At 74.3% G+C, this 23,223-nt stretch carries 22 protein-coding genes; 15 read left to right on the top strand and 7 right to left on the bottom strand.

All coding sequences use genetic code 11. The features are described from left to right. Positions 1–132: 132 nt before the first annotated feature. Positions 133–420 (top strand): DUF5955 family protein, encoded by a 288-nt coding sequence (locus ACZ434_RS11840; protein ID WP_468454402.1) that lies wholly within the window; start codon positions 133–135, stop codon positions 418–420. A gap of 34 nt (positions 421–454) precedes the next feature. On the opposite strand, the gene ACZ434_RS11845 is transcribed toward ACZ434_RS11840, so the two are convergent. Then, positions 455–1,261 carry an IclR family transcriptional regulator gene (locus ACZ434_RS11845; RefSeq protein WP_468454404.1) on the bottom strand — a complete coding sequence of 269 codons (807 nt, stop codon included), beginning with the start codon at positions 1,259–1,261 and terminating at the stop codon, positions 455–457. Positions 1,262–1,538: 277 nt separating this feature from the next. Here ACZ434_RS11845 and allB point away from each other — a divergent pair, with 277 nt between their 5' ends. Both allB and alc read left to right on the top strand, forming a co-directional pair. Continuing rightward, the gene (gene allB / locus ACZ434_RS11850; protein WP_468454406.1) at positions 1,539–2,879 is read left to right on the top strand and encodes an allantoinase AllB; all 1,341 of its coding nucleotides are present in this window, start codon (positions 1,539–1,541) and stop codon (positions 2,877–2,879) included. Positions 2,880–2,912: 33 nt separating this feature from the next. Then, positions 2,913–4,007, top strand: a complete 1,095-nt coding sequence (gene alc / locus ACZ434_RS11855) for an allantoicase (protein WP_468454408.1) — start codon at positions 2,913–2,915, stop codon at positions 4,005–4,007. A gap of 217 nt (positions 4,008–4,224) precedes the next feature. On the opposite strand, the gene ACZ434_RS11860 is transcribed toward alc, so the two are convergent. After that, positions 4,225–4,980 carry an SDR family oxidoreductase gene (locus tag ACZ434_RS11860; RefSeq protein WP_468454410.1) on the bottom strand — a complete coding sequence of 252 codons (756 nt, stop codon included), beginning with the start codon at positions 4,978–4,980 and terminating at the stop codon, positions 4,225–4,227. A 192-nt stretch (positions 4,981–5,172) separates the two neighbouring features. On the opposite strand from ACZ434_RS11860, the gene ACZ434_RS11865 reads away from it, so the two are divergent. Further along, positions 5,173–6,060 (top strand): universal stress protein, encoded by an 888-nt coding sequence (locus ACZ434_RS11865; protein ID WP_468454412.1) that lies wholly within the window; start codon positions 5,173–5,175, stop codon positions 6,058–6,060. A 4-nt stretch (positions 6,061–6,064) separates the two neighbouring features. Here ACZ434_RS11865 and ACZ434_RS11870 read toward each other — a convergent pair whose 3' ends face one another. Then, positions 6,065–6,265, bottom strand: a complete 201-nt coding sequence (locus tag ACZ434_RS11870; protein WP_468454414.1) for a hypothetical protein — start codon at positions 6,263–6,265, stop codon at positions 6,065–6,067. A gap of 180 nt (positions 6,266–6,445) precedes the next feature. On the opposite strand from ACZ434_RS11870, the gene ACZ434_RS11875 reads away from it, so the two are divergent. From ACZ434_RS11875 to ACZ434_RS11885, 3 genes are read left to right on the top strand one after another with little or no spacing between them, the layout of a single operon-like run. Then, positions 6,446–7,696 (top strand): sensor histidine kinase, encoded by a 1,251-nt coding sequence (locus tag ACZ434_RS11875; protein WP_468454416.1) that lies wholly within the window; start codon positions 6,446–6,448, stop codon positions 7,694–7,696. A gap of 58 nt (positions 7,697–7,754) precedes the next feature. After that, positions 7,755–8,420: a response regulator gene (locus ACZ434_RS11880; protein ID WP_468454418.1), complete on the top strand. Its 666-nt coding sequence runs from the start codon at positions 7,755–7,757 to the stop codon at positions 8,418–8,420. A 41-nt stretch (positions 8,421–8,461) separates the two neighbouring features. After that, positions 8,462–8,890, top strand: coding sequence for a PaaI family thioesterase (locus ACZ434_RS11885; protein ID WP_468454420.1), 429 nt, complete (start codon positions 8,462–8,464; stop codon positions 8,888–8,890). A gap of 9 nt (positions 8,891–8,899) precedes the next feature. Here ACZ434_RS11885 and ACZ434_RS11890 read toward each other — a convergent pair whose 3' ends face one another. Next, positions 8,900–9,922, bottom strand: a complete 1,023-nt coding sequence (locus ACZ434_RS11890) for a Gfo/Idh/MocA family protein (protein WP_468454422.1) — start codon at positions 9,920–9,922, stop codon at positions 8,900–8,902. Positions 9,923–10,038: 116 nt separating this feature from the next. On the opposite strand from ACZ434_RS11890, the gene ACZ434_RS11895 reads away from it, so the two are divergent. From ACZ434_RS11895 to ACZ434_RS11915, 5 genes are all read left to right on the top strand, one after another. Further along, entirely contained in the window at positions 10,039–10,788 is a 750-nt protein-coding gene (locus ACZ434_RS11895) for a GntR family transcriptional regulator (protein ID WP_468454543.1), read from the top strand. A 243-nt stretch (positions 10,789–11,031) separates the two neighbouring features. After that, complete coding sequence (locus tag ACZ434_RS11900) at positions 11,032–12,180, top strand: ROK family glucokinase (RefSeq protein ID WP_468454424.1); 1,149 nt, start codon at positions 11,032–11,034, stop codon at positions 12,178–12,180. After that, positions 12,177–12,755 (top strand): sugar kinase, encoded by a 579-nt coding sequence (locus ACZ434_RS11905; RefSeq protein WP_468454426.1) that lies wholly within the window; start codon positions 12,177–12,179, stop codon positions 12,753–12,755. Before ACZ434_RS11900 ends, ACZ434_RS11905 begins: the two co-directional genes overlap by 4 nt. 97 nt (positions 12,756–12,852) lie before the next feature. Next, positions 12,853–15,741 carry an SNF2-related protein gene (locus ACZ434_RS11910; protein ID WP_468454428.1) on the top strand — a complete coding sequence of 963 codons (2,889 nt, stop codon included), beginning with the start codon at positions 12,853–12,855 and terminating at the stop codon, positions 15,739–15,741. Continuing rightward, positions 15,738–17,996 (top strand): SWIM zinc finger family protein, encoded by a 2,259-nt coding sequence (locus ACZ434_RS11915; RefSeq protein ID WP_468454430.1) that lies wholly within the window; start codon positions 15,738–15,740, stop codon positions 17,994–17,996. Before ACZ434_RS11910 ends, ACZ434_RS11915 begins: the two co-directional genes overlap by 4 nt. 27 nt (positions 17,997–18,023) lie before the next feature. Here the strand turns inward: ACZ434_RS11915 and ACZ434_RS11920 are convergent, their stop codons facing one another. Beyond that, positions 18,024–18,389 carry an ArsR/SmtB family transcription factor gene (locus tag ACZ434_RS11920; protein ID WP_468454432.1) on the bottom strand — a complete coding sequence of 122 codons (366 nt, stop codon included), beginning with the start codon at positions 18,387–18,389 and terminating at the stop codon, positions 18,024–18,026. Between the two features lie 199 nt (positions 18,390–18,588). Then, a complete protein-coding gene (locus ACZ434_RS11925; RefSeq protein ID WP_468454434.1) occupies positions 18,589–18,963 on the bottom strand; it encodes a roadblock/LC7 domain-containing protein in 375 nt (124 codons plus the stop codon). 266 nt (positions 18,964–19,229) lie between these two features. On the opposite strand from ACZ434_RS11925, the gene ACZ434_RS11930 reads away from it, so the two are divergent. Then, entirely contained in the window at positions 19,230–19,706 is a 477-nt protein-coding gene (locus ACZ434_RS11930; protein ID WP_468454436.1) for a hypothetical protein, read from the top strand. A gap of 10 nt (positions 19,707–19,716) precedes the next feature. Here ACZ434_RS11930 and ACZ434_RS11935 read toward each other — a convergent pair whose 3' ends face one another. Beyond that, a complete protein-coding gene (locus ACZ434_RS11935; protein WP_468454438.1) occupies positions 19,717–20,205 on the bottom strand; it encodes a hypothetical protein in 489 nt (162 codons plus the stop codon). 146 nt (positions 20,206–20,351) lie between these two features. Here ACZ434_RS11935 and ACZ434_RS11940 point away from each other — a divergent pair, with 146 nt between their 5' ends. Continuing rightward, positions 20,352–22,226 carry an ABC transporter ATP-binding protein gene (locus tag ACZ434_RS11940; RefSeq protein WP_468454440.1) on the top strand — a complete coding sequence of 625 codons (1,875 nt, stop codon included), beginning with the start codon at positions 20,352–20,354 and terminating at the stop codon, positions 22,224–22,226. 181 nt (positions 22,227–22,407) lie between these two features. Then, a complete protein-coding gene (locus ACZ434_RS11945) occupies positions 22,408–23,178 on the top strand; it encodes a cobalt-precorrin-6A reductase (protein ID WP_468454442.1) in 771 nt (256 codons plus the stop codon). The last annotated feature ends 45 nt before the right edge of the window (positions 23,179–23,223 follow it).

A 23,223-nucleotide genomic window follows, 5' to 3' on the forward strand; every position in this document is an offset into this window, starting at 1 on the left:
CGGACTGGCGCAAAGGCCCCGGGGTGGCGTTTACTGGCGCGCACCGACCGGCGGGGTGCTGGGGCCGGGCGGGGAGGCGCACAACGACGTGCCAGGGGGAGGACCGTGTTGCGGAGCGTTGAGCAGAGGCGTGTGCCCGGCAGTCAGGTGGATCCGCGGGTGGCGGGGCTGCGCTCCGCCGTGGCCCGGTTACGTCGTCAACTCGCCGCCCATCCCGCGGAGTTCCGGGACCGGAGCATCGCCGAGGAGGAACTCGCCGCACTGGCGGTGCTGGCCGACGGCGACCACCCCGAGATCCCCGGCCTGCGCCGCTCCCTGCTGCTGATCGCCGGTGCCATCGGCTCGGTCAGCGCCCTCGGACCGGGCGTGCGCGAACTGCGGGAGGCGGTCGACCTGTTCGGCCCGTCGCCACGCGGCTGACGCGCACCCGTACGCACCGACCGCGCGGGCGGTGTCAGGCGGTCGGCGCGGTGCCCGGGGTGGCGAGGGCCTGCGAGAGCTCCACGGCGACCTGCCGGAGCACCGGGACGATCTTCTCCGTCGCCGACTCCGTGACCCGGCCGGCCGGGCCGGAGATGGAGATCGCGGCCGCCGTGGGGGAGTCCGGCACGGGAACCGCGAGACAGCGCACGCCGATCTCCTGCTCGTTGTCGTCGATCGCGTAGCCCTGGCGGCGCACCTCCTCCAGCGCCGCCAGGAAGCCCTCCGGCGTGGTGATGGTCTTGTCGGTCGCGGCCGGCATGCCGGTACGGCCGAGCAGGGCCCGTACCTCCTCCGGCGGGAAGCCGGACAGCAGGGCCTTGCCCACGCCCGTGGAGTGCGGCAGGACGCGCCGGCCGACCTCGGTGAACATCCGCATGGAGTGCTTGGACGGCACCTGCGCCACGTACACGATCTCGTCCCCGTCGAGCAGCGCCATGTTCGCCGTCTCGCCGGTCTCCTCGACCAGGCGGGCCAGATAGGGCCGTGCCCAGGTGCCGAGCAGCCGGGAGGCGGACTCGCCGAGCCGGATCAGGCGGGGGCCCAGCGCGTAGCGGCGGTTGGGCTGCTGGCGTACGTAGCCGCAGGCGACCAGGGTGCGCATCAGACGGTGGATCGTCGGCAGGGGCAGTCCGCTGCTCGCGGACAACTCGCTCAGGCCGACCTCGCCTCCCGCGTCCGCCATCCGTTCGAGCAGATCGAAGGCGCGCTCGAGGGACTGCACGCCGCCACTGGCGGCGGACCGGGCGGAGTCGGTGGTGCTGGCGCTGGACGTCGGCACGGCGCGTTCCTTTCGGGACTGGCAGGAAGGGCAGAAGCCTACCCGGCAGCCGGTTGACTGCCCGCTTGTGCGTAGCTACGTTCTGCTTGTCGAAAGTGTAATTCCGCCTTGTGGAAACGTCCAGAGGCGGTCGGCGGGGTGTCCGGCCCGCGACCGGACCCTTGACGGGGTGGGGGCCGAGGTGAACACTCCTTCAACAGAACGTTGAATCTCGTGCCGTGAACGTGTGTTTCCGTGAACGTGCCCCGTGAACGTGTGGAAGTCCAGGAGGATCCGCGTGCCCGACGCCGAACTAGTGCTCCGCTCCACGCGCGTCATCACTCCCGAGGGGACGCGCGCCGCGTCCGTCGCGGTCGCCGACGGCACGATCACCGCCGTCGCTCCGTACGACGCCGCCGTCCCCGAGGGCGCCCGCCTCCAGGACCTCGGCGACGACGTCCTGCTGCCCGGCCTCGTCGACACCCACGTGCACGTCAACGACCCCGGCCGCACCGAATGGGAGGGCTTCTGGACCGCCACCCGCGCGGCGGCGGCCGGCGGCATCACCACCCTGATCGACATGCCGCTCAACTCCCTCCCGCCCACCACCACCGTCGACCACCTGCGCACCAAGCGGCGGGCCGCCGCCGGCAGGGCCCACATCGACGTCGGCTTCTGGGGCGGCGCCCTGCCGGACAACCTCAAGGACCTGCGCCCGCTGCACGAGGCCGGCGTCTTCGGCTTCAAGGCCTTCCTGTCGCCCTCCGGCGTCGACGAGTTCCCGCACCTGGACCACGAACGGCTGACCCGCTCCCTCGCCGAGATCGCCGCCTTCGACGGCCTGCTGATCGTCCACGCCGAGGACCCGCACCACCTCGCCGCCGCCCCGCAGCACGGCGGCCCGAAGTACGCCGACTTCCTCGCCTCCCGCCCGCGCCACGCCGAGGACACCGCCATCGCCCACCTCGTCGGCCAGGCGAAACGTCTCGGCGCGCGGGTGCACGTACTCCACCTCTCCTCCGGCGACGCGCTCCCCGTGATCGCCGCGGCCAGGGCCGACGGCGTACGCGTCACCGTCGAGACCTGCCCCCACTACCTCACCCTCACCGCGGAGGAGGTCCCCGACGGCGCCAGCGAGTTCAAGTGCTGTCCGCCCATCCGCGAGGCCGCCAACCAGGACCTGCTCTGGCAGGCCCTGGCGGACGGCACCATCGACTGCGTCGTCACCGACCACTCCCCGTCCACCGCCGACCTCAAGACGGACGACTTCTCCACCGCCTGGGGCGGTATCTCCGGCCTCCAGCTCAGCCTGCCGGCCGTCTGGACCGAGGCCCGCAGACGCGGCCACGGCCTGGAGGACGTGGTGCGCTGGATGGCGACGCGCACGGCGGCGCTCGCCGGCCTCGACGCGCACAAGGGCGCCATTGCGCCCGGCCGCGACGCCGACTTCGCCGTCCTCGCCCCCGACGAGACCTTCACCGTCGACCCGGCGGCACTCCAGCACCGCAACCGCGTGACGGCGTACGCGGGGAAAACCCTGTACGGCGTCGTCAGGTCCACCTGGCTGCGCGGCCGGCGCATCGTGGCCGACGGACAGTTCACCGAACCGAAGGGCCGACTGCTCACCCGCTCCCACTGACACCCGACACCCGAAAGGCAGGCCCGGATCACCGTGACGGCGATCGAGAACTTCACCGGCGACGCGCACCCCTACAGCGGCGGCGACCCCTACGCCGACTACCGCAGCGCCGACCTCCCCTTCACCCACCACGCCGATCTCGCCGACCGCCGGCTCGGCGCCGGTGTCATCGCCGCCAACGACGAGTTCTTCGCCCAGCGCGAGAACCTCCTGCTGCCCGGGCGCGCCGAGTTCGACCCCGGGCACTTCGGGCACAAGGGCAAGATCATGGACGGCTGGGAGACCCGGCGCCGGCGCGGCCCCTCCGCCGGGGACCCCTGGCCGGCGGACGAGGACCACGACTGGGCGCTCATCCGGCTCGGCGCGCCCGGGATCGTCCGCGGCGTCGTCGTCGACACCGCCCACTTCCGCGGCAACTACCCGCAGGCCGTGTCCGTCGAGGCCACCTCCGTCCCCGGCGCCCCGTCCCCGGAGGAACTCCTCGCCGACGACGTGAAGTGGACGACCCTGGTCCCGCGCACCCCGGTGGGCGGCCACGCGGCCAACGGCTTCGCCGTCACGGCCGAGGAGCGCTTCACCCACCTCCGCCTCAAGCAGCACCCCGACGGCGGCATCGCCCGGCTGCGCGTGTACGGCGAGGTCGTCCCGGACCCGGCCTGGCTGACCGCCCTCGGCACCTTCGACGTCGTCGCCCTGGAGAACGGCGGCCGGGTCGAGGACGCCTCCGACCGCTTCTACTCACCGGCCACCAACACCATCCAGCCGGGGCGCTCCCGCAAGATGGACGACGGCTGGGAGACCCGGCGCCGCCGCGACCGGGGCCACGACTGGATCCGCTACCTGCTGGTCGCCCAGGCCCGGATCCGCGCCCTGGAGATCGACACGGCGTACCTCAAGGGCAACAGCGCGGGCTGGGCGTCGGTGTCGGTGAAGGACGGCGACGACGGCGACTGGCGCGAGATCCTGCCGCGTACCCGCCTCCAGCCGGACACCAACCACCGCTTCGTCCTCCCGGAACCGGCGACCGCCACCCACGCGCGTGTCGACATCCACCCCGACGGCGGCATCTCCCGCCTGCGTCTCTTCGGCACCCTGACGGACCCCGGCACGGCCACACTGCGCGCGTAGCCGACGGCCGGGGGCCCGCGGGCCGTCGGCGGACAGGGCACCCCGGGCCGTCGGCGCACGGGGCACCCCGGGCCGTCGGCGGACGGGGCACCCCCGGGTCGTCAAGGCGCCGGGAGGGCACGGCCGCACGCGGCCACGCTCGCGCGGCGGCTCCCGCTCCGGCCGCCGCGCGAAGGCGCGCCGTCGATGGCGCACCTTCGGTGGCGCGGGTGGCGCGTTACGCCGCGTGCCCGCCGTCCACGGCGAACTCCGCCCCGGTGACATACGCCGCCCCCGCCAGGTGGGCGATCGTCTCCGCCACCTCCCGCGCCGTTCCGAACCGCCCCACCGCGGTCATCGCCGCCTGACCCGCCGCATACGGCCCGTCCGCCGGGTTCATGTCCGTGTCGATCGGCCCGGGATGCACGATGTTCGCCGTGATCCCCCGCCCACCCAGTTCCCGCGCCAGCGCCTTCGTCAGCCCCACCAGCGCCGACTTGCTCATGGCGTAGAGCGTCCCGCCCGGCCCCGGCACCCGCTGGGTCATGCACGTGCCGACGGTGATGATCCGTCCCCCGCGCGGCATGACGGCGGCCGCCGCGCGGGAGGCCAGGAACACCCCGCGCACGTTCACCGCGAGCACCCGGTCCACATCGGCGAGCGTCAGCGTCTCCACCGGCCCGAGCACGCCGACGCCCGCGTTGTTCACCAGGACGTCCAGCCGGCCCAGCCCCCGCGCGGCGGCGCTCACCGCTCCCGCCGCCTCCTCCGGGTCACCCGCGTCCGCCCGTACGGCCATCGCGCGGCGCCCCAGCGCCTCCACGGCCCGTACGACGTCCTCGGCCGCCTCCTTGCCGCTCACGTACGTCACCGCGACGTCCGCGCCCTCCCGCGCGAGCCGCAGCGCCGTCGCCGCACCGATGCCGCGGCTGCCACCGGTGATCAGGGCCGCCCTGCCGAGCAGGGTCTTGTCGTCCGTGGTGTGTGTCGTCATGCGTCCATCCCAGCGCCCACGCCTCCCCGCCGCTGGCGGCGAACGGACGTCGACCTGCACACCCCCGTCGCACCGGCCGGTGCCGTTCGGCCCCCGCCACGGCCGAACGGCCCAAGACAACCGGGCGGCGCGCACGCGATGCTGGCACGTGAGAGCCGGTGAGAGCCGGTGACGGCGGATGAAGGAGGCACGGTGGGCGGTCGTGTGGTCGTGGGCGTGGACGGTTCGGCGTCGGGGCTCGCCGCGGTGGAGGCCGCCGCGCGGGAGGCGGCCCTGCGCGGGGCGGAGCTGCGGGTGGTGCACGCCTGCGTCTGGCCGGCGATGCACGTGCCGATGGGGCCCTCCCCGCTCGGCCCGCCGGAGGGCGGGCTGCGCAACATGGTCGACCGGCTCATGGCCGAGGCCGTCGAGCGGGCCCGCGCGGCGGCGCCCGAGGTCGCCGTCGACCAGGCCGTGGTGACCGGTGAGCCCCTGACGGCGCTGGAGGTACAGTCCCGCGACGCGGAACTCGTGGTGGTCGGCTCCCGCGGCATGGGCGGGTTCGTCGGACTGCTGGTGGGTTCGACCGCGGTGCACCTGGCGGCGCACGGCCGCTGCCCCGTGCTGGTGGTGCGCGAGGAGGGCCGGCCGGAGGGCCCGGTCGTGCTCGGCGTCGACGGCTCGGCCGCCGGCCGGCGGGCCGTGGACTTCGCCTTCGCCGAGGCCGCCCTGCGCAAGGCACCGCTGGTGGCGCTGCACAGCTGGACCACCTGGAACGCGCCGATGCCCGCCCCGCAGGACGCGTCGACGCCGTACGCCAACCCGCCCGGAGCCCTCGCCGAGGAGGAGGAACTCCTGCTGTCCCAGGCACTCGCCGGCGCCCGGGAGCGTTACCCCGACGTCGTGGTGGAACACCGGACGGAGCGCGGCGGGGCCCGGGAGGCGTTGATCGAGGCGAGCCGCTCCGCCCGGCTCGTCGTGGTCGGCGCGCGCGGGCGCGGCGGTTTCACCGGGCTGCTGCTGGGGTCGGTCAGCCAGGCCCTGCTGCACCACGCGCACTGCCCGGTCGCGGTGGTGCGCGGGAACGACGAGCGGGACTGAGGGGTCAGCCGGCCTTCCGGCTGTCCGCGACGGCGAACAGGGCACCGGCCAGCACCAGCAGGGCGACGCTCGCGTAGATCTCGTAGCCGTCGAGCAACCCCCACCGGTGCACCAGTCCCCAGTTCCAGTCGGTGAACTCGGTCACCAGCCCGGCGACCCCCTGCACCATGGCGAGGAATCCCAGGACCTCCAGCATCTGTTTCATGCCACCGACTGTCGCCCCCCGGCCGCCTCACCCGCATCGGCCGCGGGGCGGTGGTCGGTCCGACGGAAGACCGTGATCCGGGGCGGCCGGAGCATCGAAAGTCTGCGGTGCCGCGACTTCGGTAGGCGATCCGTTCCGCACCGCCCCGCACCGGACGCGCCCTGCGTAGATTTGTCGACCGTGACTGGTGACAAGGCGGCACGGACCGTCCCGGTGTTCACGGGACCCCGGTGGTTCTTCCCGTCCGCCCTCCTGCACGAACTCGACCCCGAGGCGAGTAGGTCGGGGCGGCGGCCCCGGCGCACCGCGCGCGACTGGGCCGTCGACTTCGCCTGCTTCCTGCTGGCCGTGCTCGTCGGTCTGGCGGGTGCCGAGACGCTCCGCGACAACCACGGCATCCCGCATGCGCTGGCCGTCGCCGACCAGCTGCTCGGCGCGCTGTCCTGCGCCGCGGTCTGGCTGCGCCGGCGGTGGCCGTTCGGCCTGGCGGCCGTCATCGTCCCGGTCGGCTTCGTCTCGGAGACGGCCGGCGGTGCCGCCATGATCGCCCTGTTCACCCTCGCCGTGCACCGGCCCTTCCGGGACGTCGCCTGGGTGGGTGGCCTCCAGTTCGCGTGGGTGCCGTTCTACTTCTGGTGGCGCCCGGATCCGGAGTTGCCGTACGCCGCCTCGGTGGTGCTCTTCATGGTGCTGACGGTCGCCGTCGTCGGCTGGGGCATGTTCGTACGCTCCAAGCGGCAGCTCATGCTGAGCCTGAGGGACCGGGCGCGGCGGGCCGAGACGGAGGCGCGGCTGCGGGCCGAGCAGGCGCAGCGGCTCGCGCGGGAGGCCATCGCGCGGGAGATGCACGACGTGCTCGCGCACCGGCTGACGCTGCTCAGCGTGCACGCGGGCGCGCTGGAGTTCCGGCCCGGCGCACCGCGCGAGGAGATCGCGCGGGCGGCCGGCGTGATCCGGGAGAGCGCGCACGAGGCGCTCCAGGACCTGCGGGAGATCATCGGCGTGCTGCGGGCCGGGGAGTCCGACGACGCGGGCCGCCCGCAGCCGACGCTCGCGGCGCTCGACACCCTGGTCGCCGAGTCCCGCCGGGCCGGTACGAGGATCACCCTGGACCAGCGGGTCACCGACCCGGCCGCCGCACCCGCCTCCGTCGGCCGCACCGCCTACCGGATCGCACAGGAGGCCCTGACCAACGCCCGCAAGCACGCCCCCGGCACGGAGGTCACCGTGACGGTCACCGGCGGGCCGGGGGAGGGCCTCGCGGTGACCGTGCGCAACCCCGCGCCGGAGGGGGACGTACCGCACGTGCCCGGCGCCGGACAGGGCCTCATCGGTCTCACCGAACGGGCCACCCTGGCGGGCGGCACCCTGGAGCACGGGCCCACCGCCGACGGAGGGTTCGAGGTACGGGCACGGCTGCCGTGGGGGTGAACCGGGACCGGCCGGTCCGTGTGTCCCCGTCCCGGCCGGCCGTGATTACCTACGGGCCATGACTGCGATCAGACTGCTCCTCGTCGACGACGACCCGCTGGTGCGGGCCGGGCTGTCCTTCATGCTCGGCGGCGCGGACGACATCGAGATCGTCGGTGAGGCCGCCGACGGCGGCGAGGTCGAGGCGCTCGTCGACCGCACCCGCCCGGACGTGATCCTGATGGACATCCGGATGCCGACGGTGGACGGCCTCACCGCGACCGAGTCGCTGCGCCGCCGCGAGGACGCCCCGCAGATCGTGGTGCTCACCACCTTCCACGCGGACGAACAGGTGCTGCGGGCGCTCCGCGCGGGGGCCGCCGGGTTCGTGCTCAAGGACACCCCGCCCGCCGAGATCGTCGCCGCGGTCCGCCGGGTCGCGGCCGGCGATCCGGTGCTGTCGCCCACGGTCACCCGGCAGCTGATGACCCACGCGGCCGGCACCACCCGGCACACCCGCGCGCGGGCGCGCGTGGCCGGACTCAACGACCGGGAACGCGAGGTCGCCGTCGCGGTCGGCCGGGGCCTGGCCAACGCCGAGATCGCCGCGGAGCTCTACATGAGCGTCGCCACCGTCAAGACCCACGTCTCCCGGATCCTGGCCAAGCTCGGCCTCAACAACCGCGTCCAGATCGCCCTGCTCGCCCACGACGCCGGGCTCCTGGAGGAGACCGACACCCCCTGACCCCGCAGCCGTCCGCCCACCGCCCCGAGGAGCCCCGCCCCATGACCACGTCCCCCGCCCTCGACCTCGCCGCCGCCCGGCGGACCCTGGACAGCCAGCCCTTCAGCCGCCTCCTCGGCGCCCGGCTGACCTCCTTCGGCGACGGCGGAGCGACCCTGGAGATCGACATCCGCGCGGACCTCCACCAGCAGAACGGCTTCCTGCACGGCGGAGTCCTCTCCTACGCCGCCGACAACGCCCTCACCTTCGCCGCGGGCGCCGCACTCGGCCCGTCCGTCCTCACCGGTGGTTTCTCCGTCCAGTACCTGCGCCCGGCCACCGGGCGCACCCTGCGCGCCCGCGCGGAGGTCGTGCACGCGGGCAGGCGGCAGGCCGTCGTCCGCTGCGATCTGCTCACCCTCGCCGACGACGGCACCGAAACCCTGTGCGCGGTCGCCCAGGGAACGGTCCTGCCCGTCCAGACCCCGTAGGGACCCGCGTCAGGTCAGCGCCGCCTCCGACCCGCTCAGCAGCTCCGAGGGCCGGACCGGCCTGCGCTCCCGCCGGGACCGCTCGCAGGCCTCCGCGACCAGCAGCGCCTGGAGGGCCTCACGCCCGTCGCAGGGGTTGGCCCGCTCGCCCCGCACCACCTCCACGAACGCGATCAGCTCGGCCTCGTACGCCGGCCCGAACCGCTCCAGGAACCCCGTCCACGGCTTGTCCGCGGCCGGCGGCCCCGTCGGCTCGGTGGACGCGATCGGCGTACGGTCGTCCAGGCCGACGACGATCTGGTCCCGTTCCCCGGCGAGCTCCATCCGCACGTCGTAGCCGGCGCCGTTCAGCCGGGTCGCGGTGACCGAGGCGAGCGTGCCGTCGTCCAGGGTGAGCAGCGCCGCGCCCGTGTCGACGTCGCCCGCGTCACGGAACATCGCGGGCCCGGCGTCGGAGCCGGAGGCGTAGACGTCCACGACCTCCCGGCCGGTCACCCAGCGCAGCATGTCGAAGTCGTGGATCAGCGTGTCCCGGTACAGCCCGCCGGACTGCGCCAGATACCCGGCCGGCGGCGGCTCCGCGTCGCTGGTCATCGCCCGTACGGTGTGCAGCCGCCCGAGCCTGCCCGAGCGCACCGCCTCACGCGCGCCCGTGTAGCCGGCGTCGAACCGCCGCTGGAACCCCATCTGCAGCACGGTCCAGGCGGTCTCGACCTCCGTGATCGCCTGTAACGTGCCCGCCAGGTCCAGGGCGATGGGCTTCTCGCAGAACACCGGCAGCCCCGCGCGTGCCGCCCGGCCGATCAGATCGGCGTGGGCGGACGTGGCCGCCGTGATCACCACGGCGTCCACCCCCCACGTGTAGATCTCGTCCACCCCGGGTGCCGCCGTCTCGCCGAGCCGGTGGGCGAGGGCCTGCGCCCGCGCCGGATCCACGTCCGTGAGGATCAGGGAGCCGACGTCGCGGTGCCTGCTGAGAGTGTGGGCGTGAATGGTGCCGATGCGGCCCGTACCGATGACCCCGATGCGCATGGAAACAAAGTGGGCCCCGCGCCGCCCCCTGTCAATGCGTATGTCCGGACAACCGAACTACACGACTTCCCGTCAACAGCGCACGCGGCTACGCTCGGCCCGTGCCGAAACCAGAAGTGGACCCGACCGTACAACTGGAGCTGAGCGTCGACCGCGGCTCCCCCGTGCCGTTGTACTTCCAGCTGTCCCAGCAGCTGGAGTCCGCCATCGAGCACGGCGTGCTCACCCCCGGCACCCTGCTGGGCAACGAGATCGAGCTCGCCGCGCGGCTCGGGCTGTCCCGGCCGACCGTCCGCCAGGCCATCCAGTCGCTCGTCGACAAGGGACTGCTGGTCCGCCGCCGAGGGGTCGGCACCCAGGTGGTGCACAGCCAGGTCAAGCGCCCGCTGGAACTCAGCAGCCTCTACGACGACCTGGAGTCGGCCGGTCAGCGCCCCGCCACCAAGGTGCTGGTCAACACCGTCGTCAGCGCGTCCGCCGACGTCGCGGCCGCGCTGGGGGTGGCCGAGGACAGCGAGGTGCACCGGATCGAACGGCTCAGGCTCGCCCACGGGGAGCCGATGGCGTACCTGTGCAACTACCTGCCGCCCGGGCTGCTCGACCTGGACACCGGGCAGCTCGAGGCCACCGGCCTGTACCGGCTGATGCGGGCCGCCGGCATCACCCTGCACAGCGCCCGCCAGACCATCGGCGCCCGGGCCGCCACCGCCGCCGAGGCCGAGCGGCTGGACGAACGGACCGGCGCCCCGCTGCTCACCATGCAGCGCGTCACCTTCGACGACACCGGCCGCGCGGTGGAGTTCGGCACCCACACCTACCGCCCCGACCGCTACTCCTTCGAGTTCCAGCTGCTCGTACGGCCCTGACCGTCACGACCGGCCGTTCGTCGCAATGTCCGGACAAGGTGACCGGAGTCGACGAGGGAGGACCGGGCCGGCGATCGGCACCGCCGGCCGCAGCGCCCCGAAGGGGCGCGGGGCTGTGCCGATGTGCGGCTCCGCCGCGTGGGCGCGGCCAGCCACGACGCGCCCGCGCCAGGCACCGGACCGCACCGTCCCCCACCTGCCCCGTACCGCAACCGGCGGAACCGTGCGGCACAATCGCACACGATGAGCACCTACCGCGACTTCACCGCCCCCATCGGCTCCCGCCGCGCTCCGGTCCTGAGAACCGTCGGCACCCGGGAGCGCCGCTCCCACCTGACGGCGCCCCGTGTCCCGACCGTGGGCATCGACATCGGCGGCACCAAGGTCATGGCGGGCGTCGTGGACGCCGACGGCAACATCCTGGAGCGGCTCCGCACGGAGACCCCGGACAAGTCCAAGAGCCCGAAGGTCGTCGAGGACACCATCGTCGAACTGGTGCTGGACCTGTCCGACCGGCACGACGTGCACGCCGTCGGCATCGGCGCGGCCGGCTGGGTCGACGCCGACCGCAACCGCGTCCTGTTCGCCCCCCACCTGTCCTGGCGCAACGAGCCGCTGCGCGACCGCCTCGCCGGCCGCCTCGCCGTCCCGGTCCTGGTCGACAACGACGCCAACTCGGCCGCCTGGGGCGAATGGCGCTTCGGCGCCGGACGCGGCGAGGACCACCTCGTCATGATCACGCTCGGTACCGGCATCGGCGGCGCGATCCTGGAGGACGGCCAGGTCAAACGCGGCAAGTACGGAGTCGCCGGCGAGTTCGGCCATATGCAGGTCGTCCCCGGTGGCCACCGCTGCCCCTGCGGGAACCGCGGCTGCTGGGAGCAGTACAGCTCCGGCAACGCGCTGGTGCGCGAGGCGCGCGAGCTGGCCGCCGCCGACTCGCCGGTCGCGTACGGGATCATCGAGCACGTCAAAGGCAACATCGCCGACATCAGCGGCCCGATGATCACCGAGCTGGCGCGCGAGGGCGACGCCATGTGCATCGAGCTGCTCCAGGACATCGGCCAGTGGCTCGGCGTCGGCATCGCCAACCTCGCCGCCGCCCTCGACCCGTCCTGCTTCGTCATCGGCGGTGGCGTCTCCGCCGCCGACGACCTGCTGATCGGCCCCGCGCGGGACGCCTTCAAGCGCCACCTCACCGGCCGCGGCTACCGCCCCGAGGCCCACATCGTCCGCGCCCAGCTCGGCCCCGACGCCGGCATGGTCGGCGCCGCCGACCTGGCCCGTCTGGTCGCCCGCCGCTTCCGCCGGGCCAAGCGCCGCCGGGTCGAACGCTACGAGCGCTACGAGCGGTACGCGGAGGCCCGCCGCACCACCCAGGAGTCCCTGTGACCGGCGAATTCCCCCAGCAGTCGGGCGCACCCGGCGAGCCCCGCCCGGCCGAGGACCGACGCCACATGATCCGCCGCAGGGCACTCACCCTGCTGATCATCGTGCTGCTCATCGGCATCCCGGCCGGCTACCTGGTGATCTCGGCCAACCAGAGCCGGGCCAGCGGCAAGGACAAGGAGGCGAAGTACTCCGCGACCGGCCTCACCGAGGGCTGGCCGTCCAAGCTCCAGCGCCGCATCTACCAGGTGCCCATACCGCACCCGGCCTGGTGGGTGGCCTCGTACGAGACCAACAACTGGAAGACCAGCCGCCTGTACGTCGAGTTCGAGACGAGCGACGCGGGCCTGAGCGCCTTCTTCAGCGGCCTCGGCGTGCGGGAGAGCGAGCTGGAGCGGGGCGAGCTCACCATCGGCGAGCGCGACCGGGAGGTCACCGGCTGGACGTTCGACGGCCCCGGCACCTGGTCGGGCCTGACCCACGAACAGACGGACCCGGCACCCACGCACGACATCGTCGTCAACCACGACAAGCCCGGCTACCCGAGGGTGTACGTCGTCTCCCGCACCGTGCCCTGATCCGGTACGCACCGGCCGCCGGGGACCGGTTGTCAGACCCCGCCCGTAGAGTCGAAGACGACCGACTTCGACACGCGGGCGGGAGGTGACAGGACGTATGGGAACGGCTACGACGGCCGGACGGGACACGGCCGCGGGGCCCGGCGGGACGGACGTCTCCGTCCGGCTCGCGGCCGTCTTCCTGCCCGCACCGCTCCCGCGCGACGGACGGATCGCCTTCTACGACCCCGAGGCCGCGGGCCCCGCGGGACCCCCGGACGGGGAGCCCGACGACTCCGCGCGCCGCACCGGCCTCACCGTCGTCCGCCCGCACGGCGCCGGTGTGCGCCGGCGGACCGTCCCCGCCCTCGCCCTCCCCGTCGACGAGGCGCTGCCGCTGCTGGTCCGCGCCCGGCACGATCCCGCCGCCCACCCCGCCACCGCCTGCTGGGGCGCCGCCGCCCTGCACGCGCTGCGGCTCACGGCCCGCGGCCGGCTGCTGCCCGGCCTGACCGCCGCGGGCCACGACGCCTGGCGGGCGGGCCCGCTCGACCCGGACGACGTGGCCCATCTGCGTGCCGTGGCCGCCGCCCTGCCCCACGAGGGACACGCCGTCCCGCTGCCCGGGCCCGGACCGCTCCGGCTGCCCCGTCCGGAAGCCCTGGTGCGCGCCTTCCTCGACGCGGTCGCCGACACCCTGCCCCGCACCCCCGCCGCGCCGTACGCCTCGGGTCTGCCGTTCGCCGCCCGCAAGGCCCAGCGGCTGCCCGACGCCCACGACTGGGCCGCGGAGGTCGCCGCCGGTATGGACGCCGGGGTGCGGATCTCGCTGCGCCTGGACCTGTCCGCGTGCGACCTCTTCGACGCCGGTGAGGGAGCCGGCGTCGAGGGGAGCGGCGCGCGGGGCGCCGGGGCGGCGATCGTGCAGGTGCACAGCCTCGCCGACCCGACGCTGGTGGCCGACGCCGCGACCCTCTGGACGGGCGAGGCGGACAGCGCGTTCGGCCCCCGCGCGCGGGTGGACACCGCCCTCGCCGTGCGCCGCGCGGCCCGCGTCTGGCCACCGCTCGACCGGCTCTCCGGCCAGGACGTACCCGATGTGCTGGCCCTGTCCGAGGACGAGCTGAACGACCTGCTCGGCGTGGCCGCCACCCGGCTCGCCGCGGCCGGCGTCGCCGTGCACTGGCCCCGCGACCTCGCCCAGGACCTGACCGCCACGGCGGTGGTGCGCCCGGCACCCGGCTCGGCGACCGACGGCACCGGCTTCTTCGAGAGCGCGGACCTGCTGCGCTTCGGCTGGCGGCTCGCCCTCGGCGGCGACCCGCTCACCGAGGCCGAGATGGACACCCTGGCCGAGGCCCACCGCCCCGTCGTCCGCCTGCGCGACCAGTGGGTGCTGGTCGACCCCGCCCTCGTCCGCAAGGCCCGCAAACGGGACCTGGGACTGCTCGACCCCGTCGACGCGCTGTCCGTCGCCCTCACCGGTCACACGGAGATCGACGGCGAGACCGTCGAGGCGGTGCCCACCGGCGCCCTGGCCGCCCTTCGCGACCGCCTCACCGCCGGTGTACGGCCCGCCGCGCCACCGCCCGGACTGGACGCCACCCTGCGCGACTACCAGCTGCGCGGCCTGGCCTGGCTCGACCTCATGACCTCCCTCGGCCTCGGCGGCTGCCTCGCCGACGACATGGGCCTCGGCAAGACGATCACCCTCATCGCGCTGCACCTGAAACGCGCCCGGAGCGAGCCGACGCTGGTGGTCTGCCCCGCCTCGCTGCTCGGCAACTGGCAGCGGGAGATCACCCGGTTCGCGCCCGGCGTGCCCGTGCGCCGCTTCCACGGCCCCGACCGCACCCTGGACGGGACGGACGGCGGGTTCGTCCTCACCACCTACGGCACGATGCGCTCCGCCGCTCCCGCCCTGGCCGCGCACCCGTGGGGCATGGTCGTCGCCGACGAGGCACAGCACGTCAAGAACCCCCACTCCGCCACCGCGAAGGCCCTGCGCACCATCCCGGCCCCCGCCAGGGTCGCCCTCACCGGCACCCCCGTGGAGAACAACCTCTCCGAGCTGTGGGCCCTCCTCGACTGGACGACCCCGGGACTCCTCGGTCCGCTGAAGTCCTTCCGCGCCCGGCACGCCCGCGCGGTGGAGACCGGGGAGGACGAGGAGGCGGCCGAGCGCCTCGCCCGCCTGGTCCGGCCCTTCCTCCTGCGGCGCAGGAAGTCCGACCCGGGCATCGTCCCCGAACTGCCGCCCAAGACGGAGACCGACCACCCCGTACCGCTCACCCGCGAACAGGCCGCGCTGTACGAGGCGGTGGTGCGCGAGTCGATGGCGGCCATCGAGACCGCGGAGGGCATGGGGCGCCGTGGGCTGGTGCTGAAGCTGCTGACCTCGCTGAAGCAGATCTGCGACCACCCGGCGCTGTACCTGAAGGAGGAGCACGCGCACGCCGGGGGCGACCGGCTCGCCGCCCGCTCCGGCAAACTCGCCCTGCTGGACGAGCTGCTCGACACGGTGCTCGCCGAGGACGGCTCCGCGCTGGTGTTCACCCAGTACGTCGGGATGGCCCGCCTGATCACCGCGCACCTCGCCGAGCGCGCGGTCCCCGTCGACCTGCTCCACGGCGGTACGCCGGTGCCGGAGCGGGAGCGCATGGTGGACCGCTTCCAGAGCGGCGCGACCCCGGTCCTGGTCCTGTCCCTGAAGGCCGCCGGCACCGGCCTGAACCTCACCCGCGCGGGCCACGTCGTCCACTTCGACCGCTGGTGGAACCCGGCGGTCGAGGAACAGGCCACCGACCGGGCCTACCGCATCGGACAGACCCAGCCCGTCCAGGTCCACCGCCTCGTCACCGAGGGCACGGTCGAGGACCGCATCGCCGAGATGCTGGAGTCCAAGCGGGCCCTCGCCGACGCGATCCTCGGCTCCGGCGAGTCCGCCCTCACGGAACTCTCCGACCGCGACCTGTCCTCCCTCGTCTCCCTGCGGAGGCCGGCATGACCCCCCGCCCGTCCGACGAGGCCCGCGAGGCCCTGCGCACGGCCCGCGAGCGGGCCGCCCGGGAACCCCGGGACGACCCGGCCCCCACCGGCCGGCCGCCGGCCGCCGCCCAGCACCACCGGCCGGGGGACGCGGCCCGCGAGGCCCTGCGCCGCGCGGTCCGCGCCCGCCGCGAAGCCCGCCCGGCCCCCGGCGACGCGGACGCACCGCCCACCGTGACGTCCGGGGACGCCCGGGGCGAGACGGTGGAGCCCGGTGAGTCCGCGCGGTCCGGGGTACGTGGACCGGGCGAGCCCCACGGCAGCCGGGCGGTGCCCCGGGGAGCGCTTCGGGGAGCGCTTCCGGGAGCGGAGAGCGCACCGTCCGGCGACGAGCCGTCCGCGGAGGAGAACGGGCAGGCGGTGGAGGCCGGGGACGTACCGACCGACGCGGCGACAGCCGGTTCGGTGACCGCACCCCCGGCATCCACCGCACCCCCGGCAGCGCCCGCCCCTACAGCGCCCGACCCCGCCGGGTCCGACGCCGCCGGGTCCGGCTCCGAGGCGGACCCGGCGGCGTCGGGGGACGCTGCCTCCCCGGGCCGGCGGCCGGGGGACATCGCGCGGGAGGCGCTGCGTTCGGCGCGTGGGGAGGCGGAGCGTGCCCGGGCGCGGACCGAGGGGCGGCGTGGGCCCGCGCGGCGCGCCGTGTCACCCGCGCCGCGCCTGCCCCGCACCACGCGCGGCGACCGGGTCGCCGCCGAGCGGGCGCGCGAGGTACGCGCGGCGCTCGCCGACGCCTTCCGGATGCCGGCCGATGACGACACCCCCCGGGCGGACCCGGCCCCCGGCGTGCACACCCGCAGGGCGGAGCCGCCCACGGAGCCACGCCCCGGCCCCGTACCGCAGGAGCCCTTGAGCGACCCCGTACCGCAGGAGCCCCTGGGTGCCCCCGTACCGCCGGAACCCCTGGGCGGCCCCGCCACCCCACACCCCCGGCCCCGCTCCATGGCCGCCCCCGCCCGCGACGGCGAGCTGCGTCGTACCTTTCCGGCGTTGCCGCCCGGCTCCGCCGACGGCGAGGGCTTCGCCGGGACCTGGTGGGGGAGGGCGTGGGTGGCCGCGCTGGAGGGCGGCGCGCTGGACGCCGCGCGGCTCGCGCGGGGACGCGGGTACGCCGAGCAGGGGCACGTCGACGCCATCACCGTCACACCGGGGCTGGTCCTCGCGTACGTGCGGGGCAGCCGCCCCCGGCCGTACCGCGTGCAGGTGCGGCTGCGGACGTTCGGGGAGGCCGACTGGGCGCGGTTCCTGGACGCCGCCGCCGACCGGCCCGGACACATCGCGGCGCTGCTCGACAAGGAGATGCCCCGGTCCCTCGCCGACTGCGGCGTCCCCCTGCTGCCCGGCCCCGGCGACCTCGACCCGCGCTGCAGCTGCCCCGACTCCGGCCACCCCTGCAAGCACGCGGCGGCCCTCTGCTACCAGACCGCCCGGCTCCTCGACGCCGACCCGTTCGTGCTGCTCCTGCTGCGCGGACGCGGTGAGCGGGAGGTGATCGACGGTCTGTCCAGGCTGAGCGCCGCCCGCGCGGCCCGCGCCGCCCAGGAGAGGGAACCCGAGCCCCTGCCCGGCGTGCGCGCCGCCGAAGCCGTCGCCCGTCCCGCGCACCGGCTCCCGCCGCTGCCCGCACCGCTGCCCCCGCCGCCGCATCCCGAGCAGCCGCCCGTCTACCCCGCTTCCCCCGGCGGGCCCGACCCCTTCGCGCTGGACCAGCTCGCCACCGACGCGGCCGCCCGCGCCCACGCCCTGCTGACCACCGGCCGGGACCCCGTGGGCGGGATCGGCCTGTGGCACGACGCGGTGCGCCTCGCCGCCGCCCGCCCCGGCTCCGGCCTGTCCGCCGCGACGCGCGCGCTCTACTCCTCCCTGGCCCGAGCGGCCGACCGCACCCCCGCCGACCTGGCCCGCGCGGTCGCCGCCTGGCGCCAGGGCGGCCCGGCGGGCCTGGCCGTGCTCGAGGAGCCCTGGGACCCGCCGGCCGGCCGCTTCGACCGTGCCCGCCCCCTCCTCCTCGCCGCCGACCTGCCCGCCTTCCGCCCCTGGCGCAACCGCCTCACCCACCCGCGCGGCCATGTTCAGCTCCGCCTCGGCCGCGACACCCTCTGGTACGCCTACGAGTCCGAACCGGGCCGCGACGACTGGTGGCCCCGCGGCACCCCCGACCCGGACCCCGTGGGCGCCCTGACCGGCCTGGACGCACCGGCCGGCCTGTGAGACGCGCGGGGAGGACGGCAGGACCCCTCAGCCCCGCCCGCTCCTGGGCACCGACGGCACGGGCGCGTCGCTCTGCCGCAGTTCGGCCAGGAGTTCGCTCTGCCCCGCCAGCAGCTCCGTGAGGATCCGGCGGGCCGCGCGCAGCAGCTCGGCGACGTCACCGCCGGCGAGGGCGTACCGGACGGTGGAGCCCTCCCGGACCGACACGACGATGCCGGACCTCCTGAGGACGGCCAGCTGCTGCGAGAGGCTGGACGGTTCGATGTCGATGTCGGCGAGCAGGTCCCGCACCGGCACCGGCCCGTGCTGCAGCAGCTCCAGGACCCTGATGCGCACAGGGTGCCCCAGCATGCGGAAGAACTCCGCCTTGGCCTGGTAGAGGGGGACTTGCATGGCGCGCGCTCCCTGCCGCATCGGGAATGTTCTGCAAGGCGCGGCGGCGCCCCGGGGCGCCGCCGCACGATGTGCCGTCCTGCTCCGCCGATCCTTCTCGCTCACCGCGGCGCACACCCATGGCTTGGGACCATGTGGATGTGGTGACTTGAAGAAGTCTTCACATCATGGGCATGCGTCGGCCCGGATCTCGGATCGCTCATACCTCCAGCTGTTCCTCGATCCGCTTGAGTTGGTGGCGGGCCATCGCCAGGTTCGACCGGGACTTGTCGAGCACGAGGTACAGGAACAGCCCGTTGCCGCTCCGGCCGGTGACCAGCCGGATGAGGTGGCACTGGGTCTCCAGCGTGATGAGAATGTCCTCGATCTGGCCGGTCAGGCCCAGCAGTTCCATGGTGCGCACCTTGGCGCGGATGACATCCGTGTTGCCGGCCGCCGCGACGGTGAGGTCCAGGTCCTTCCCCCCGCCCAGCGTCCCCAGCGCCATGCCGCTGGAGTAGTCGACGAGGGCCGCCCCGAGGGCCCCTTCGACGCTGGTCATGATGTCCTTCAGCGACACTTCCACAGTTGCCATGGACGTCTCCCTCTTCGGTCGGTTCGTGGATCGCCTCGGCCGGACACGGCAGCACTCCTCGCCCCGGCCGCGATGGCACCGTAGGCAGCCGCCCCGACCCCGAGGGCGGGAGTTACCAGGGATGACCACCAATGACCGAAGTCCTACGTCAAGGAGCGACCGTTCGATCGAATCCCGCCCGAAAAGCACCGACTCCACGAGCGAACACGGCGCCCCGTCGGCGACGACGTGCTCCAGCGCTGGTCGACGTCGGTACGGCCGCGTACATGAACGACCTCGACTCCGAGGCCGAGCAGTGGTACAAGAACGGGATCGAGGACGCCGACATGAAGACGTCCGACGACGTCATGAGCGCGGGCAGCGGCAAGGCGGTGAAGGACGACCGGGTCCTCGGCACCATCTGCACCGTCACCCGCGAGAACGCCGGGGAGGACACCTACCGGGAGCAGTACGCTCTGACCGCCGCCACCGGTGACGGACTCAGCGAGGCCCCGGAGGGGGCCGCGCCGCTCGGCGACAGCCACGAGGGGTGGCTGACCCTGCGGCGCGCGGTGCTGCGGCTCTCCGACGACTGCGTGCGCGAGATGGGATCGGACAGCCGGTACGGTGAATTGACGCTGTCGGTCTATCCGCGGGTGACCATCCACGAGGACTGGAACACGGAGTCGGTGACCGCCAAGAGCCGGACCATTCTCCTGGAGAGCGCCGCCAACCTGGCCGAACGGTACGGCTGCGAGCTCTGACCGCCGCCGGTCAGCACCGGCCGGTGTCCACCGTCACCTCGAGGTCGACGGAGACGGGCGTGAACGTCTCCGGCTGGGGCGGGGAGACGGTCAGGCAGTAGACGTCCTCCACGTCGTCGCTGCCCACCTCGAACCGGTCGGTGGCCGGTGAACCGGTGTCGTTCCCTTCCCGATGCGCCGAGACGTGCAGCGAGCCGTGGTCGGGCCCTTCGCCGCTGTCCCTGATGGCGTCGGAGATCACCCGCGCGTAGTCGCCCCGCCAGCCGCCCACCTCCGTGGGCCCCGCTTCGAGATCGGCCGCGGCCGCGTGGACCGCGTCGCGCAACTCCCCCTCGCTCCACGACGAACTGTCGTGCAGCGCGTACATCGCGATGCCCGCGAAGAGCAGGGAGCCCACGATCAGTGCCCTCCCGACGGGGCTGTCGGGGTTGTAGACGTAACGGTTCGTCCCCCACCCGGAGCGGACGAAGACCGGCTCCGCCCCGTCCTCTTGCCTCATGGCGGCAGCCTACCGGCGTCGCTCACCCGTTCCCGTTGCGTACGCGAACGCGACGCTGTCCGGTTCTCTCCGGTCCGCGGTAAATGCCTGGACCGCGCAACTCCGCGGACGGGAGACTTCCGACTTTCCGAACCTCCGGGAGTGAGATGGGGACGACAGAAACACGAGGGCCGGCGCCGGGCAGGGGCGCGGTCGTGCTGGCACTGCGCCGCTACGGACGCGAACTGCTCCGCCTGCGACGGCCGGCCCTGCCCGCGCTGCTGCTGCCGGCGGTGGGCAACATCGGCATCCGCTACGTGGCCCCGCTGCTGATCGCCAAACTGGCGGGCCGGGCCGCCGACGACGGCGGTCTCACCCTCGGCTCGGCGCTGCCGTACGTGCTGGGCTTCGGCGCGGTGCTGCTGCTCTCCGAGGCCGTGTGGCGGGTCGGGCAGCACTGTCTGAACCGCGTGGGCGCCCTCGGCATGGAGCACCTGTACGTCAACGGCATGGACGAACTCCTCGCCAAGGACGCGGCGTTCTTCCACGACAACTTCGCCGGCTCCCTGACCAAACGGGTGCTCAGCTTCGGCAAGCGCTTCGAGGACTTCGTCGACACGATGACGTACCGGATCGTGGGCAGTCTCGTCCCCCTGCTGTTCGGTGCCGTGGTGCTGTGGAGCTACGAACCCATGCTCGTCGCCGGCCTTCTCGCGATGATCGCGCTGACCGTGGTGGCCGCGACTCCCCTGATCCGTCGCCGGCAGCGGCTCGTCAACGACCGTGAGGCGGCGATCGCCCGGGTCTCCGGCCATGTCGCCGACAGCCTCACGAACATGGAGACCATCCGGGCCTTCGCGGCCGAGCGGCGAGAGGGCGACGAACACCGCCGCCGTGTCGCGGAGTCCCGGCGCCTGACGCTGAAATCGTGGGACTACGGCAATCTGCGCGTCGACACCCTGATCGCTCCCATGTCCGTGCTGACCAACGTGCTGGGCCTGTTGGTCGCCGTCGCCTTCGGCGGCCCGGGCCAGGGGGTCGAGGAGATCGTCGTCGCCTTCACCTACTACTCCAACGCCACCCAGATCATGTTCGAGTTCAACCAGATCTACCGGCGTCTGGAGAGTTCGACGACCGAGGCCGCGCAGTTCACGGAGCTCCTGCTGGATCCGCCCACCGTGCTCGACCCGGTGGAACCCGAACCGCTCGCCCCACGGGACGGCGGCGTCCGCTTCGAGGCGGTGTCCTTCGCCCACTCGGGTGCCGAGCCGATCTTCCAGGGGCTGGATCTGGATGTGCCCGCGGGCGCCCGGATCGGTCTGGTCGGCAGGTCCGGCGGCGGCAAGACCACCCTCACCCGGCTCCTGCTGCGGATGTCGGACATCGACGGCGGACGCATCCTGATCGGTGGTCAGGACATCAGCCGGCTGCGCCAGACCGATCTGCGCTCACTGATCGCCTACGTCCCGCAGGAACCCGCCATGTTCCACCGCAGCCTGCGCGACAACATCGCCTTCGCCCGGCCCGGTGCCACCGACGAGGAGATCCTCGCGGCGGCCGCCGCCGCGCACGTCACGGAGTTCGCCGGCGGGCTTCCCGACGGCTTCGCCACCCTGGTGGGGGAGCGGGGAGTCAAACTCTCGGGCGGCCAGCGCCAGCGCGTCGCCCTCGCCAGGGCCATTCTGCGCGACGCCCCGATCCTGCTGCTCGACGAGGCGACCAGCGCGCTGGACTCGGAGAGCGAACTCCTCGTCCAGGACGCCCTGTGGCGGTTGATGGACGGACGTACGGCCCTGGTGGTCGCCCATCGCCTGAGCACCGTCGCCGGCATGGACCGTCTCGTCGTCCTCGACCGCGGACGCGTCGTCGAGCAGGGCAGCCACGGGGAACTGCTCGCGGCGGACGGCGCCTACGCCAAGCTGTGGCAGCACCAGTCGGGCGGCTTCCTCGGCGACAGCGCAGAGAGCGCGGAGAGCGCCGAGAGCGCGGAGAGCGCCGAGAGCAAGGAGAGCTTCGAGAGCAGCACCGAGCCGGCGCTCTGACGGGACCACAGGACGGTGTCGCACGCCTGTACGGGCACTGGCCCGCGGGAGCGAGTCGGTTTCCGGACAACCTCGGCCGCGGACCCGTGTGCTTGAGTGGAGCGCCGCGACCCCCCTCGGGTCACGCCGCTCGCCCGCCCCGCTCCGGGGGAGGGAACAGGACGAAGGGAACCGATCCGCCGTGCACGCGCTGATCCTGGGCGGGACGACGGAAGCCCGTCGTCTCGCCGAACTGCTGGCCGCCGCGGCCCTGCCGGGACTGCGCGTGACCACCTCGCTCGCCGGGCGGGTCGCCGCGCCCCGGCTGCCGCCCGGCGAGGTGCGCGTGGGCGGCTTCGGCGGCGCCGACGGACTCGCCGGCTGGCTGTGCGAGCACCGGGTGGACCTGGTCGTCGACGCCACCCACCCCTTCGCCGGCACCATCGGCTTCCACGCGGCCCGGGCCGCCGCCACCGCCCGCGTTCCGCTGCTCGCCCTGCGCCGCCCCGGCTGGGCCCCCGCCGAGGGGGACCGCTGGCACGAGGCGGGGTCCCTCGACGAGGCCGCCGCACTGCTCCCCGGGCTGGGCCGGCGGGTGTTCCTGACCACCGGCCGGACGGGGCTCGCCGCCTTCGCCGGCCTGCACGACCAGTGGTTCCTCGTACGGTCCGTGGACGCGCCCGGGAGTCCCCGTCCGGCCCGTATGGAGACGCTCCTCGACCGCGGCCCGTTCACCCTCGACGGGGAACGCGAGGTGCTGCGCCGGCACCGCATCGACGTCCTGGTCACGAAGGACAGCGGCGGCGCGGCCACCGCGCCGAAGCTCACGGCCGCCCGCGAGGCGGGCCTGCCCGTGGTCGTGGTGCGCAGACCGCCGGTGCCCGAAGGGGTGCGCGTGGTGGCCGAGCCCGGCCAGGCGGCCCGGTGGGTCAGGGACGCGCACGCCGGGCGCCCGCTCCCGCACGGCCGCTGAACCAGGGCGACTCAAAAGGGAGTTGACGGCCCGTACGGCCCGTAC

The organism is Streptomyces sp. NPDC030893 (assembly GCF_055571535.1).

Bases quoted from the DNA above. Each gene is read 5' to 3' on its own strand.
- ACZ434_RS11860 (WP_468454410.1), bottom strand. From the start codon at position 4,980: ATGACGACACACACCACGGACGACAAGACCCTGCTCGGCAGGGCGGCC.
- ACZ434_RS11870 (WP_468454414.1), bottom strand. From the start codon at position 6,265: ATGAAACAGATGCTGGAGGTCCTGGGATTCCTCGCCATGGTGCAGGGG.
- ACZ434_RS11880 (WP_468454418.1), top strand. From the start codon at position 7,755: ATGACTGCGATCAGACTGCTCCTCGTCGACGACGACCCGCTGGTGCGG.
- ACZ434_RS11885 (WP_468454420.1), top strand. From the start codon at position 8,462: ATGACCACGTCCCCCGCCCTCGACCTCGCCGCCGCCCGGCGGACCCTG.
- ACZ434_RS11890 (WP_468454422.1), bottom strand. From the start codon at position 9,922: ATGCGCATCGGGGTCATCGGTACGGGCCGCATCGGCACCATTCACGCC.
- ACZ434_RS11900 (WP_468454424.1), top strand. From the start codon at position 11,032: ATGAGCACCTACCGCGACTTCACCGCCCCCATCGGCTCCCGCCGCGCT.
- ACZ434_RS11910 (WP_468454428.1), top strand. From the start codon at position 12,853: ATGGGAACGGCTACGACGGCCGGACGGGACACGGCCGCGGGGCCCGGC.
- ACZ434_RS11915 (WP_468454430.1), top strand. From the start codon at position 15,738: ATGACCCCCCGCCCGTCCGACGAGGCCCGCGAGGCCCTGCGCACGGCC.
- ACZ434_RS11920 (WP_468454432.1), bottom strand. From the start codon at position 18,389: ATGCAAGTCCCCCTCTACCAGGCCAAGGCGGAGTTCTTCCGCATGCTG.
- ACZ434_RS11925 (WP_468454434.1), bottom strand. From the start codon at position 18,963: ATGGCAACTGTGGAAGTGTCGCTGAAGGACATCATGACCAGCGTCGAA.
- ACZ434_RS11930 (WP_468454436.1), top strand. From the start codon at position 19,230: ATGAACGACCTCGACTCCGAGGCCGAGCAGTGGTACAAGAACGGGATC.
- ACZ434_RS11935 (WP_468454438.1), bottom strand. From the start codon at position 20,205: ATGAGGCAAGAGGACGGGGCGGAGCCGGTCTTCGTCCGCTCCGGGTGG.
- ACZ434_RS11940 (WP_468454440.1), top strand. From the start codon at position 20,352: ATGGGGACGACAGAAACACGAGGGCCGGCGCCGGGCAGGGGCGCGGTC.